This window comes from Pseudomonas moorei, from assembly GCF_042846945.1.
In the GTDB taxonomy this organism is placed as follows: Bacteria; Pseudomonadota; Gammaproteobacteria; order Pseudomonadales; family Pseudomonadaceae; genus Aquipseudomonas; species Aquipseudomonas moorei.
Genome location: NZ_AP035776.1, coordinates 3,519,711 through 3,533,000 on the forward strand (window position 1 = coordinate 3,519,711; position 13,290 = coordinate 3,533,000).

Here is a 13,290-nt window from a genome sequence, read left to right on the forward strand (position 1 = left end):
GTTATTGAGCCTGGTTCTGCGGGAACAGGTTGCGGCGGGTTTCTTCGTCGAATTCCGCTTTCAGCACCAGTTGCCCTTTCAGGCCGTGAGCACGCTGGGCTGCGGGGCGGGCGCTGATTTCATCGAACAGGCGCTTCACGTTCGGGTAGGCTGCCAGGCCGTTTTCGCCCAGGATGTACGGCGCGTAATTGGCCCAGCCCCAGAGTGCCATGTCGGCGATGCTGTAAGTGTCGCCGGCCAGGTACGGGTGATTGGCCAGGCGCTGGTCGAGCACGCGGTAGTGACGCTCGACTTCCTTGAGGTAGCGGTTTTTCGCGTAAGGCAGGTCTTCCGGTGCGTGGTGCAGAAAGTGCACGGCCTGGCCGGAGAACGGCGAGAGGCCGGTGGCGATGAACATCAGCCACGACAGCAGTTCGGCATTGCCGGCAGCGGTGGTGGGCAGGAAGCGCTGATGTTTTTGCGCCAGGTGCAGCAGGATCGCTTGCGAGTCGAAAACCGTGGCGTCGCCATCGACCAGGGCTGGCACCTTGGCGTTCGGGTTGATCGCCAAAAAGTCCGCCAGATGTTGCTCGCCCTTGAAGGTATCGACGCCGATCAATTCATAAGGCGTTTGCAGTTCTTCGAGCAGCAGGGCGACTTTCATCGGGTTGGGCGAAGGGTGGAAAAAGAATTTCATGATGTAGGCCTCAGTCAGTGGTGGGTTGTGAACTGAGGCTGATGTTGGATGAAACCCGTTCGAATGACGTACGAGGTTTTTGCTCTAGTCGTGCGAAACCATCGAAGGTGTTGCAGGGGCTTTACCGATGGGTTGCGACGTGGCGATCACCGCGCCAGCAATGATCAGTAAGGCGGGGATCATCAGGATCGGGCTGGCATGGCTGCGCCCGACCAGAATCAGCAGCACGGTGGAAATCAGCGGCGCCAGGTAAGACAGCGCCCCCAGCGTGGGCAGACTGCCGTGTTTGGTCGCGTGGTCCCAGGCAAAGAACGCCAGCCCCGCCGGCCCAAGGCCCAGGACGATAATGGCTGTCCATTGGCTCGCATTCGGCCAAATAGTGGTTTCCAGCACCCAATGGCAAACCAGCCCCGCTGCTGCGGACATGCCGCAGATGCCGCCGATGGTGCTGCTGGGCACTTCGCTGAATCGTCGATTGAACACGGAGTATCCGGCCCAGATTACTGCACAGCCGAACGCCGCCAGGTAGCCGGCGAAGGGCGTGGCGGCGGACGTCTCCGTGCCGCGTTGTTGCATGATGAAGGCCGTGCCGGCCAGGCCCAGCACCGCGCCGAGCACCTGTCGCTTGTGCAGTTTTTCTCCGGCGGCAAACGCCGAGAGCAGCACCAGCAACAGTGGCCACAGGTAGTTGATCAGACTGGCTTCGGCCGCTGGCGCGGATTTGAGCGCGAAAAAATACAGCGCGTGATAAACGAAAATGCCGACAAAGCCCGTCGCCCATACAGCCCAGGGTTGGCGCCAGCTCCTGAAACCACTGAGGCCCCGACGGCCGAGAATCATCAGGCTCGCGGCAAAGGCCACGCCGAAACTCAGTGTCAGCAGTTCAAAGGGGGGGATGCCTTCGGTGAGGGTGGTCAACAACGCCAGGCAGGACCAGAGGAAGATCGCAATCACGCCGACCGCTGTGGCGGCGTGAGCAGTACGGACGCGAGACGTGGTCATGTCTGTTCCTTCAGGTCGTTGAACGGGCGACTTCCTTGCCCGATGACCAGATGCAGCTTAGCGCTTGATCGCGGTTCGTCCAGCCTCCGCCGCCATCGGGCCGACGGGCCGCGCCAGCAAGCGTTTGGTCACCCCCAGCATCGCCACCGATACCGCCACTCCAAGGGTGAATGCGTGCATCCCGAGTTCAGGCAATGCCAGCGCCAGGACCAGGCAAAAGGCCGAGAACGAATACATCCCGGTTGCCGTCGCCCGCAGCAGGGCGGCGGTAAACGCCGGGCCACGGGTTTGCTGGGAAAACACCGCCATCACGCTGCCCAGCACCGGGAACACGGCGAGCAGGCCGCTCCAGCGATCGCCCACGGTGCTGGCGAGCAAGGTGACCGCAAGAGTCAGCAAGGCGCCGGCCATCATGCGCAGCAGCAGTTTGTCGGACTTCGGTGCGGGGCCTGACACGATCGGCTGTACCGACGGGAACAGGTAGGGCGCGGCCAGCAGTGCCGTTGCGGCGGCGATCACTGACAATGGCAGCGACGGCGGGATCAACGACAGCAGCACCGCCGCCGTGGCCCACACCAGAAGCGAAGCCCCTAGCGCCAGCTGCCATCCCGTGCGTTGGGCAACCTGTGCGTAGGTCACGCAGAAGGCGATCATCGCGAACATCGCTGACAGGGCCGCCATGGCCGATTGCGCAGCGAAGGCGACCCCTTGTTCGATGGCGAGGAAGAACAGAATCGGCCCGACCACCACCGGCAATCCGGACAGCCAACCGGCCACGCTCGGCCCCCAGCGTTTACCAGCCAGGGAAATGAGCAGCAGGAATCCCGGAATGACCAGCAGTTTGAGCATCAGCACACGCACATCTCCAATCTGTTTCAGGCGGCAACGTTAGCATTGCGAACAGTGGATTGCTCTATATCGGTTGAATTTTTGTATACAACAGTTCCCTCTCATACCGTACACCCCTGTAGGAGCTGGCTTGCCAGCGAAAGCGTCAGCCCCATCAACACCCTAATCGGAGGCAGCCACTTCATCGCCAACTACCCGACTTGGGGTGGGAGTTGTTTGTGCTGATCAGCGGGGCGAACGCCTGGTTGATCCTGCAGTTTCTGGGGTGAGTGACAGCAACGTTGTGCCGACAGTGAACAAAGGTTCTATGGTCCTGGCGATGAACCCTCACACGCTGTCGCGGTGAAACGCCTCGACCATGTAGTCAATGAACACCCGCGTCTTGGCCGGCATCAGCGTCCGGCTCGGGTAATACAGTGAAAGCGCCCCCGCATCGGCATGCCAGTCCGGCAGCACGCGCACCAGTTCGCCGCGCTGGATAGGCGCTTGTACGTCGGGCAGGATCAGCAGGGTGACGCCCAGGCCAAGAATTGCCGCTTCGCGCATGGCCGCCGGGTCATTGAGCACGATGTTCTCGTTCAGGCTGGCTGTGGCTGCATTGCCGGCGCCATCTTGCATGAGCCATTGGCGAATGCGTCCGGTGCGGCTGCCGCGCATCACGATGCCATTGAGTCGTGACAACTCCGAAGGGTGGGTCGGCAGGGGTTGCCCTGCCAGGTACGCAGGGGAGGCCACGGCCACAATATCCGCCATCGCGAGTTTCCTTGACACGACCCCTGGCGTTAGCTCGAAGGCCCCACCGATGGCGGCGTCATAGCCTTCGGCGATCAAGTCCACCTGGCGATTTTCGAAGTGCCATTCGGGGCGGATTAATGGGTAACGCGCGAGAAAGGCCGGGAGCAATGGCAACACATGGCTGATGCCAAACGTGGGCGGCAGGCTCACCTTGAGCACGCCGGCGGGTTCGCCACGGTCGCTGCTCACGGCGCTGATCGCCGTTTGCAGTGCCTCCAGATTACCGCCGATGTCGGCCAGAAAACGTTCGCCGGCTTGCGTGAGGGACAATTTGCGCGTCGAGCGCTGAAACAGCCGTACGCCAATGTTGCGCTCGAGTATCGCCACATTGCGGCTGACCGCCGCAGGCGTCAGTGCGAGCAACCGCGCGGCGGCGGAAAAACTCCCCGTTTCGGCGCTGCGCACAAAGGATTCAAGGTTGGCGAGGGTTTCCATGGGGCGACACCTGATAGTAATGCTTGAAGATCATTCAACTTATTACCGGCTAATCAAGCGCTAATGGCAAGCGCAGTATTCACTCCAACCACAACCCCTCGGAGTGAAAACCATGAGCACCATCGGAATCATCGGCGCCGGCGCAATCGGCGCAGCGTTTGCCAGAGCACTGTCGCGTCAAGGCATCGAACTGGTCATCGCCAACAGTCGCGGCCCTGAAAGCCTGGCGTCACTGGTGGCAGAACTCGGACCGACCGCTCGCGCCGGCACCCGTGAAGAGGCGGCCGCCCAGCCTATCGTGCTGGTAGCCGTGAACTGGTCGAAATTGCCTGCCGCGCTGGCGGGTCTGCCGGCGTTTGACGGGCGGATCGTGATCGATGCCAACAACTCGATAGAGGCACCAACGTTCAAGGCAATAGATCTGCAGGGCCGTATGTCCAGCGAAGTGTTCGCCGAGTGGGTGCCCGGTGCGCGGGTGGTCAAGGCTTTCAATCACCTGGCGGCGGGATTGCTTGAGCGTGATCCGGCAGCAGAGGGCGGACGGCGAGTGTTGTTTGTCTCGGGTGACGATGCCGACGCCAAAGCGCAAGTGGTGGACTTGATCGAGCAAGTGGGGTTTTTCGGGATCGATCTGGGGACGCTGAGTGTCGGGGCCAGGCTGGCGCAGTTTCCGGGCGGACCTTTGCCGATCTTGAACCTGGTGAGATTTGCCTGAAACCCGGGCAAAAAGAACCCGGTGCGACCTGAGTCACACCGGGTGTTTTACCAGGCTGCAACGGTTCTTCGTGGGTCCCCGCGCAGCCTGTTGAACGCTTTACGCCCGTTCGATCGCCAGAGCCACGCCCTGACCACCACCGATGCACAGGGTGGCGAGGCCTTTCTTGGCGTCACGCTTGATCATTTCGTGCAGCAGCGTCACCAGTACCCGGCAACCCGACGCACCGATCGGATGGCCCAAAGCGATGGCGCCGCCGTTGACGTTGACCTTGTTCAGGTCCCATTCCAGGTCCTTGGCCACTGCCAGGGATTGCGCGGCGAAGGCTTCGTTGGCTTCGATCAGGTCAAGCTGGTCGATGGACCAGCCGGCTTTGTCCAGGCAACGACGGGTCGCCGACACCGGGCCGATGCCCATGATCGCCGGGTCCACGCCAGCATTGGCGTAGGCCGCGATTTTCGCCAGCACCGGCAGGCCCAGGGCCTTGGCTTTTTCGGCGCTCATCAGGATCACGGCGGCGGCGCCGTCGTTGAGCGACGACGCGTTACCGGCAGTCACTGAACCGTCCTTTTTGAAGGCGGGTTTGAGCTTGCCCAGGGATTCGGCGGTGGTGCCGGCCCGTGGCTGCTCATCGGTGGCGAAGGACAGCGGATCGCCCTTGCGCTGGGGAATCAGGATCGGCGTGATCTCATCGACAAAACGTCCGCCTTCGATGGCGGCCGTGGCTTTTTGCTGAGAGGCGGCGGCGAAGGCGTCTTGCTGCTCGCGGGTCAGGCTGTACTTCTCGGCCAGGTTTTCGGCGGTGATGCCCATGTGGTAATCGTTGAACGCATCCCACAGACCGTCACTGATCATGGTGTCGACGAGCTGCGCGTTACCCATGCGCAGGCCGGTGCGAGCGCCGGGCATGACGTAGTTGGACAGGCTCATGTTTTCCTGGCCGCCAGCGATGATCACCTCGGCGTCGCCGCAACGGATGGCCTGGGCGCCCAGATGCAGGGCCTTGAGGCCGGAGCCGCAGACCTTGTTCAGGGTCATGGCGGGTACGGCGAAGGGCAGGCCGGCCTTGATCGACGCCTGGCGCGCAGGGTTTTGCCCGGCGCCGGCGGTCAACACCTGGCCCATGATCACTTCATCGACTTCGGCAGGGTCCAGACCGGTTTGCGCCAGCAACTGACGGATCACCGCCGCGCCCAGGTCAACGGCGGAGACGTTTGCCAGGGAACCCTGGAAACTGCCGATGGCGGTGCGTGTGGCGGCAACAATGACGACTTCTTGCATGGGATGATTCCTCACTGGTCAGCGAACTGCATTTCCGGAACGTGGTCCGGCACGATCAGTTTACCGGCGGTTTTGGCAACGATCTCTTCGACGCTGACGCCTGGAGCGCGTTCCTTGAGGACAAAAGCGCCATTTTCGATTTCCAGGTAGGCCAGGTCGGTCAGCACGCGCTTGATGCAACCGGCGCCGGTCAGCGGCAGGCTGCATTGGGACAACAGCTTGGACTCACCGTCCTTGGACGCGTGGGTCATGATGACGATGATGTTTTCCGCACCGGCCACCAGGTCCATGGCGCCGCCCATGCCCTTGACCAGTTTGCCGGGAATCATCCACGAGGCGATGTTGCCGTGTACGTCGACTTCGAAGGCGCCCAGCACCGTCAGGTCGACATGGCCACCGCGGATCATCGCGAAGGACTCGGCCGAGGAAAAGATCGAAGCGCCGATGCGGGCGGTCACGGTTTGTTTGCCGGCGTTGATCATGTCGGCATCAATGGTTTCTTCAGTAGGAAAAGGACCCATGCCGAGCAGGCCGTTTTCCGACTGCAGCATGACTTCCATGCCTTCGGGGATGTAGTTGGCGACCAGGGTCGGAATGCCGATGCCCAGGTTCACGTAGAAGCCGTCCTGCATTTCGCGGGCGACGCGTTGAGCCATTTGTTCGCGGGAAAGTGCCATTGTTGTTATTCCTTCATTCGGTCCGGGGGCAGGGGATCACTTACGCACGGTGCGCTGTTCGATGCGCTTCTCGAACGTGCCGCAAATGATCCGGTCGACGTAGATGCCAGGGGTGTGGATCTGCGACGGCTCCAGCTCGCCGGGCTCGACGATTTCCTCGACTTCGACCACGGTGATCTTGCCGGCGGTGGCGGCCAGCGGGTTGAAGTTCTGGGCGGTGTGGCGGTAGATCACGTTGCCGAAATGGTCGGCTTTCCAGCCTTTGACAATGGCGAAGTCGCCGGTGATGGATTCTTCCATCAGGTACTTGCGGCCATGGAATTCGCGCACTTCCTTGCCTTCGGCAACCGGAGTGCCGACACCCGTGGCGGTGAAGAACGCGGGGATGCCGGCGCCGCCTGCGCGCATTTTTTCGGCGAGGGTGCCCTGCGGGGTCAGGATGACTTCGATTTCGCCCTTGAGCAGTTGTTCTTCGAACAGCTTGTTTTCGCCGACGTAGGAGGCCACGACTTTGCTGATCTGGCGGTCGGTCAGCAATACGCCGAGCCCGAAGCCGTCGACGCCGCAGTTGTTGGAGACGACGGTGAGGTCGCGTGTGCCCTTGCGCTTGATCTCGGCGATCAGGTTTTCCGGGATCCCGCACAGGCCGAAGCCGCCGGCGATCACGGTCATGCCGTCTTCAAGACCTGCCAGAGCTTCCTCGTAGGAACTCACGCGCTTGTCGAAACCTGCCATATGCACCTCTTTTATTCTTTGTGGGCGGCTGGCTAGCCGTATGGGATGGAGTGTCTCGCTGCAAGATTGATTTGTTAAGTTGTTTTTTTGGCTGGATTAATTGATTAATGTCATTAAACAGTCATCCTGTACGCGCCGGCTTGCCAGCGAAGACGGCAGGCCAGTCGACGACGATGTCGTCTGGCAAATCGCTTTCGCTGGCAAACCGGCTCATGCAGAACCCTCGGCTGTTGATTTTACCCCGCGGCTTGAAATTTGCCGCTTGCAAACGGAGCGAAGCGACCTATGACCGTCAAGCAGATCCGCGCCTTCCTGGCGGTGGCCCAAAGCCTGAGCTTCGCCGTGGCCTGCGAACGCCTGCACCTGTCACAGTCGGCCTTGAGCCTGACCATCAAGGCGCTGGAGGAGGGCCTGGGCGGGCGCTTGTTCACCCGCAACACGCGCAACGTCGCGCTGACCGCCGAAGGCGAAGCGCTGGTGCCGCTGGCCCGTCGATTGATCGCGGACTGGGACAATGTCGAAGATGAATTGCGCCAGCGCTTCACCCTCCAGCGCGGACGCGTGACCCTGGCGGCGATGCCGTCGTTCGCCGGCAACCTGCTGCCACCGATCCTCAAGACCTTCCGCGCGCGCTACCCGAAAGTCAACGTCACGGTGAACGACGTGATCAACGAGCAGGTGCTGGAAATGGTTCGTGATCGCCAGGTGGAATTGGGGGTGGCGTTTGAGCCGACCCAGAGTTCGTCGCTGCATTTCACGCCGTTGTACGTTGACCGCTTTGTGGCGGTCGTGCCCCATGACTCGCCGCTGGCCATACTCGATGACATCGACTGGCTGACCTTGCTCAAGGAACCGTTCATTACCTTGCAGCGCCCCTCGACGGTGCGGGTGATGCTGGAGGAACACTTACAGGCGCGGGGCATGAAATTGCCGGTGGAGTTTGAGAGCCATCAGTTGTCGACGGTCGGTCGGATGGTCGCCAGCGGGCTGGGCGTGAGCGCGGTGCCGGCCTTGTGCGCCGGGCAGATGCGCGAACTGGGCGCGCGTTGTATCACCTTGCGCGACCCGGTGGTAGAGCGGGCGCTGGGCGTGCTGACGTTGCCGGGAGGGGAGCTGTCGGCGGCGGCGCAGGCGTTGTTTGATGTGCTTAAAGAAGAAAGCCTGGGTTGGCAGGCAGTCGGACATTGATCACCCTGCTCGCAATGGACACCAGGACACCGCGGGCATTCAGATAGCCCGCGTCATCGTTGACGTCCATCGCGAGCAGGCTCGCTCCTGCGAGGATTGGGTCGCATCAGTGGTGGGTGAGGCGCTGCGCCAATAACGGCAACAGCTGCTCGCAGGACATTTCTATCTTCAAATCCAGCAGGTCATCGGCCCGGGTCTTGCCCAGGTTGATCGCCAGCAACGGCTTGCCCTGATCCACCACCGTGCGGCACAGGCGAAATGCCGAGTAGGCCATCAACGACGAGCCGACGACCAATAGCCCGGCCGCCTTCTCCACCGCAGCCATCGCTTTGGCGGCGGTTTCCTGTGCAACGTTTTCGCCAAAGAACACCACGTCCGGCTTCATCCGTTCACCGGCGCAGTACGGGCAACGCGGCACCTGAAAGCGGGCTTCGAAGGCGGCATCCAGCAAGGTGTCGCCGTCCGGCGCCTGTACGGCATCAACGCCGGCCAGATAGGGGTTTTGCGCTTCCATCAGTTGCTGGATCGAATCCCGTTCGCTGCGTTTCGCGCAGTCCAGGCACAGCACCCGTTGCAGGCTGCCGTGCAGTTCGATCACGTCATGGCTGCCGGCCTGATCGTGCAGGGTGTCGACGTTCTGGGTGATCAGGCCGCTGATCTGCCGGGTACTCTGCAAGCGGGCCAGGGTGTCGTGAGCCACGTTCGGCCGCGCCTGGCGCACCCGTGGCCAGCCGAGCATCGCCCGCGCCCAATAACGTCGGCGGGACTCGGGTGCCGAGAGAAATTCCTGATACATCATCGGCTGCCGGCCACGGCGTACGCCCTGATTGTCGCGATAGTCCGGGATACCCGACGGGGTGCTGATCCCGGCACCGGTCAGGACCACGAACGGTTCGTCGGCCATAAGCTGTTGGAGACGGTCGAGTTGTTCGTGGATAAGGCTGTCGAACATGTCGGAAAACCTGTAGGAGCGAGCTTGCTCGCGATGGTGTGTCAGTCGACATCAATGTATCTGATACACCATCGCGAGCAAGCGGGCTCCTACCAAAGGCAGCTGTGTTTACTTGCGTGCTTCAAGAATCAGGTTGAACGGTGTTTGCGTCGCCCGGCGGAAACTGGAGAACCCGGCTTCGGTGAACACCTTGCGCAACCGCGCTTCGCCCGCCTGGGCACCGAGGCCGAGGCCGACTTCCTGGGACAGCGAGTTCGGCGTGCAGATGAAAGTCGAGGCGGCATAGAACAAACGTCCGACCGGGTTGATGTTTTCATCGAGCGTGTCGTTGGCGAATGGCTCGACCAACAGCACCGTGCCGTCCGGTTTCAGCGACTCGTAGGCGTGTCTGGCCGCGCCGACCGGGTCGCCCATGTCATGCAGGCAATCGAAATAGCAGACCAGGTCATAGTCGTTGCCGGGGTAGCTCTTTGCCGTGCCCTGGAAGAATCGCGCCCGTCCGGCCACGCCACCTTCTTCGGCGCGCTGGGTGGCGACGGCGACAGACGGCGCATGGTAGTCGAACCCGACAAATCGCGACTCGGGAAAGGCCTGGGCCATGATCACGGTGGAGGCGCCATGCCCGCAGCCGATGTCCGCCACTTTCGCGCCGGCTTCCAGCTTGGCCACCACGCCTTCAAGGGCCGGCAGCCATTCGGCGATCAGATGGGCCTTGTAGCCTGGGCGGAAGAACCGCTCCGTGCCACTGAACATGCACGGATGGTGATCGCCCCAGGGCAGGGCGCCGTCGCCGCGCATGGCGTTGACCAGTTTGTCCTTGTCATGGAAAAACGATGCGACCACCCCGATACCACCGGCGATATAGACCGGCGAGTCCTCGATCGCCAGCGCCAGGGCCTGTTCTTCGGGCAGGCGGAACTGCCCGTCGATGTGTTCCATATAGCCGGAGGCGGCGTGGGCGCTGAGCCATTCGCGCACCAGGCGTGGGTTGCAGCCGGTCTTGCCGGCGAGTGTTTCAGGGGTGACTGGCTGACTGTCGGCCATGGCCCGGTACAGCCCGAGTTCTTCGCCGAGGATGACGTTGGCGAGCATCGCCGCGCCGCCCATGTCATTCACCAGTTTGCCCATGAAGTCATTGAGTCTGGCCTCGTCCATCACGTGTGCTCCTTCAGAAAGGATCACGGTCCAGAGGCCGGGTGTGTAGGACTCGCGCCACTGGGCGGTGGTCGTGGGGGATGAACAGGACGATTTGCATGTCCTGAGTGAAATAAGTTTAGTTCGCGGGTCGAAAGCCGCCTTTGCTGGCGACGAAGGTACCTGTGGGAGCGGGCTTGCCCGCGAAAGCGCAGTGTCAGACAACAGATGGGCCAGATCTGCCGGCCTCATCGCGGGCAAGCGGAATGGTCGCACCGCCGCTCCCAGAGATATTTTGGCCCGCATTGCCTGCGCATGTATCCCACTGTATCTAACGGCCTTCCCGATACAGTCCCCCTCAATTCAGGGCCACCGCCGAACACAGAGCAGATACAAATCTGCGCTGAACTGTGCAGGCCGTTTTGGCGCCCTGAACCTTGGCGGCCAAGACCCTTTCCTTGGCCGTCGCAACCGGCGGCCGTTCGCTCCTGACACTGTTCCGCGCCTGATGCGGTCAAGGGGACCCAATGACAACGCTTGTGTCGCAAGCCAATCTCAACGCCACGCCGGTCGATCGCCTGCGGGTCGATCATTACACCCACGGCATCATCGGCCCCAGCCTGCCGATGCTGGGGCCTTTGGCCGACGGCGGCACCCTGATCACCGGAACGCCGCCGGGTTGCTGGGGGCCGATGATCACCCCGGCCTTTGAAGGCGGCCATGAAGTGACGCAACCGGTGGCCATCGCCGGTGCGCAAGTCGGCGATGCGGTCGCCATCAAGATCAAAAGCATGCGCGTGACCTCGCTGGCGACCTCGTCCGGGGTCATGACCTTTGTTGAGGGTCGTTACAACGGCGATCCGTTCGTCTCCAAGTTCTGCGCCAAGTGCGGCACCGAACATCCGGCCAGCCATGTCGATGGCATCGGCGAGGACTCGATTCGCTGTAACCACTGCGGCGCCGAAGTCAGCGCGTTTCGCTTCAGCCACGGCTATGTGATCGTGTTCGATGCGCAGAATCAGGTCAGCCTGACGGTCAACCAGGACATCGCCAATCAACTGGCCGGCCAGGCATCCGAAATGTCAGCGCTGCCGGAATTCGCCGCCCAGCATTCGATCCTGTCCCTGGCCCGTGCCGACATGCCTGGCGTCGCCGCGCACATGCGACCGTTCCTCGGCAACATCGGCACTATGCCGTCCCGCGATTTGCCTGATTCCCACAACTGCGCCGATTTCGGCCAGTACCTGATCAACGCACCGCACCGTTTCGGCATGACCCGTGAAGAACTGCATGCGGCCAAGACCGACGGGCACATGGACACCAATTCGATCCGCGAGGGCTGCGTATTGATCTGTCCGGTGAAAGTCCCCGGGGCCGGGGTGTACATGGGCGACATGCACGCCCAGCAGGGCAACGGCGAAATCGCCGGGCATGCCACCGATTGCTCCGGGGAAACCGAAGTGGTGGTCGAGGTGGTGAAAAACCTGACGCTGGACGGGCCGATCCTCCTGCAGAACCTCGACGACTTGCCGCCGATGGCGCGGCCAATGAACGCCGAACAACGGGCGAAGGTCCGTGAGCTGGGCGCCCGTTGGGGCCAGCACGAGATCGAGCAGAGCGGCCCGGTCACCTTTATCGGCAGCGGCGAAAATCTCAACCTGGCGGTCGAGAACGGCTTGACGCGTGCCGCACAGGTCACGGGCCTGCCGTATGACGAAGTGCTCAACCGCGCCACCCTCACCGGTTCGATCGACATCAGCCGCCTGCCGGGCACGGTGCGGGTGACGTTCCTGTGCCCGATGGAGGTGCTCGATCGCATTGGCATCGGTCATCTGGTGCGTGAGAAGTACGACCTGGCTTGACCCTGACCGACGGGTTTGTACCGAAGTGTGTACAGACCCGCTGGCGATACAAGCACTGCCGTTTTCCGTCGGTACGCAACACAGACCCGATACATCGATTCGATTAACTGTGATTGCGTACCGACAACCCCAGGAATCGACACCATGCAAACCCCCATCACTTCAGCGAAGGCCAGCGCCGGGCTCGGCTTGCGTCGCGGTCTGTTCAACGACCTCCAGGCTGCCCCGGCCGGCCAGTTCGACTTTCTCGAAATCGCACCGGAAAACTGGATCGGCATCGGCGGCGCCCATGGCGCGACGCTGCGGGCCCTGGCCGAGCGCTATCCGCTGTCCTGCCACGGGTTGTCGTTGTCCCTGGGCGGGCCGTCGCCGCTGGACGTCGGCTTTCTGCAAGAAGTGCGAGTCTTCCTCAATCATTACAACGTGCCGCTGTACAGCGAGCACCTGAGCTATTGCAGCGATGACGGTCATCTGTACGACCTGTTGCCCTTGCCGTTTACCGAAGAGGCGGTGCACCACGTCGCCGCGCGCATTCGTCAGGCCCAGGACATTCTTGGCCGGCGCCTGGCGGTGGAAAACGTTTCCTATTACGCCGCGCCACAGCAGGACATGGACGAGGTGACCTTCACCAACGCCGTGTTGCGCGAGGCCGATTGCGATCTGTTGCTCGACGTCAACAACGTGTACGTCAACTCGATCAACCACGGTTTCGATCCGCACACTTTTCTCGCCGGTATCGATTCGGACCGCGTGGTGGCCATGCACATCGCCGGGCATTTCGATGAGTCCGACACCTTGAAAATCGATACCCACGGTGCGTCGGTCAAACCGGCGGTGTGGTCGTTGCTCGCCGAAGCCTATTCCCGGTTCGGCGCCCAGCCGACATTGCTGGAGCGGGATTTCAATTTTCCGGCGTTCAGCGAACTGGTCGCCGAGTTGCAGACCATTCGCCGTTTGCAGGCCAGCGAGGTGAGCCGTGGCTAATCGCT

13 protein-coding genes are annotated in these 13,290 nt (G+C 62.1%); 4 read left to right on the top strand and 9 right to left on the bottom strand.

Annotated elements, in window-relative coordinates:
• Position 1: 1 nt before the first annotated feature.
• The 4 genes from ACGJAX_RS16540 to ACGJAX_RS16555 form a co-directional block, all read right to left on the bottom strand.
• Positions 2–676 carry a glutathione S-transferase family protein gene (locus ACGJAX_RS16540; RefSeq protein ID WP_090319393.1) on the bottom strand — a complete coding sequence of 225 codons (675 nt, stop codon included), beginning with the start codon at positions 674–676 and terminating at the stop codon, positions 2–4.
• A gap of 84 nt (positions 677–760) precedes the next feature.
• A complete protein-coding gene (locus ACGJAX_RS16545) occupies positions 761–1,678 on the bottom strand; it encodes an EamA family transporter (RefSeq protein WP_390955404.1) in 918 nt (305 codons plus the stop codon).
• A 57-nt stretch (positions 1,679–1,735) separates the two neighbouring features.
• Entirely contained in the window at positions 1,736–2,533 is a 798-nt protein-coding gene (locus ACGJAX_RS16550; protein WP_390955405.1) for a hypothetical protein, read from the bottom strand.
• 321 nt (positions 2,534–2,854) lie between these two features.
• Positions 2,855–3,757, bottom strand: coding sequence for a LysR substrate-binding domain-containing protein (locus ACGJAX_RS16555; protein WP_390955406.1), 903 nt, complete (start codon positions 3,755–3,757; stop codon positions 2,855–2,857).
• 112 nt (positions 3,758–3,869) lie between these two features.
• Here ACGJAX_RS16555 and ACGJAX_RS16560 point away from each other — a divergent pair, with 112 nt between their 5' ends.
• Positions 3,870–4,472 carry an NAD(P)-binding domain-containing protein gene (locus tag ACGJAX_RS16560; protein WP_390955407.1) on the top strand — a complete coding sequence of 201 codons (603 nt, stop codon included), beginning with the start codon at positions 3,870–3,872 and terminating at the stop codon, positions 4,470–4,472.
• 99 nt (positions 4,473–4,571) lie between these two features.
• Here ACGJAX_RS16560 and ACGJAX_RS16565 read toward each other — a convergent pair whose 3' ends face one another.
• From ACGJAX_RS16565 to ACGJAX_RS16575, 3 genes are read right to left on the bottom strand one after another with little or no spacing between them, the layout of a single operon-like run.
• Positions 4,572–5,753, bottom strand: coding sequence for an acetyl-CoA C-acetyltransferase (locus ACGJAX_RS16565; protein ID WP_090319405.1), 1,182 nt, complete (start codon positions 5,751–5,753; stop codon positions 4,572–4,574).
• Between the two features lie 11 nt (positions 5,754–5,764).
• Positions 5,765–6,430, bottom strand: a complete 666-nt coding sequence (locus tag ACGJAX_RS16570) for a CoA transferase subunit B (RefSeq protein WP_247254316.1) — start codon at positions 6,428–6,430, stop codon at positions 5,765–5,767.
• A gap of 36 nt (positions 6,431–6,466) precedes the next feature.
• Entirely contained in the window at positions 6,467–7,165 is a 699-nt protein-coding gene (locus ACGJAX_RS16575; protein WP_047530551.1) for a CoA transferase subunit A, read from the bottom strand.
• 285 nt (positions 7,166–7,450) lie between these two features.
• Between ACGJAX_RS16575 and ACGJAX_RS16580 the strand changes: the two genes are divergently transcribed.
• Complete coding sequence (locus ACGJAX_RS16580) at positions 7,451–8,353, top strand: LysR substrate-binding domain-containing protein (protein ID WP_390955408.1); 903 nt, start codon at positions 7,451–7,453, stop codon at positions 8,351–8,353.
• Positions 8,354–8,459: 106 nt separating this feature from the next.
• On the opposite strand, the gene ACGJAX_RS16585 is transcribed toward ACGJAX_RS16580, so the two are convergent.
• Positions 8,460–9,305, bottom strand: coding sequence for an NAD-dependent protein deacetylase (locus ACGJAX_RS16585; RefSeq protein WP_390955409.1), 846 nt, complete (start codon positions 9,303–9,305; stop codon positions 8,460–8,462).
• 108 nt (positions 9,306–9,413) lie between these two features.
• Complete coding sequence (locus tag ACGJAX_RS16590) at positions 9,414–10,460, bottom strand: class I SAM-dependent methyltransferase (RefSeq protein ID WP_248914160.1); 1,047 nt, start codon at positions 10,458–10,460, stop codon at positions 9,414–9,416.
• Positions 10,461–10,966: 506 nt separating this feature from the next.
• Here ACGJAX_RS16590 and ACGJAX_RS16595 point away from each other — a divergent pair.
• Both ACGJAX_RS16595 and ACGJAX_RS16600 read left to right on the top strand, forming a co-directional pair.
• Positions 10,967–12,301, top strand: a complete 1,335-nt coding sequence (locus tag ACGJAX_RS16595; RefSeq protein ID WP_390955410.1) for an acetamidase/formamidase family protein — start codon at positions 10,967–10,969, stop codon at positions 12,299–12,301.
• A gap of 144 nt (positions 12,302–12,445) precedes the next feature.
• Positions 12,446–13,285: a DUF692 family multinuclear iron-containing protein gene (locus ACGJAX_RS16600; RefSeq protein ID WP_390955411.1), complete on the top strand. Its 840-nt coding sequence runs from the start codon at positions 12,446–12,448 to the stop codon at positions 13,283–13,285.
• Positions 13,286–13,290: the final 5 nt, after the last annotated feature.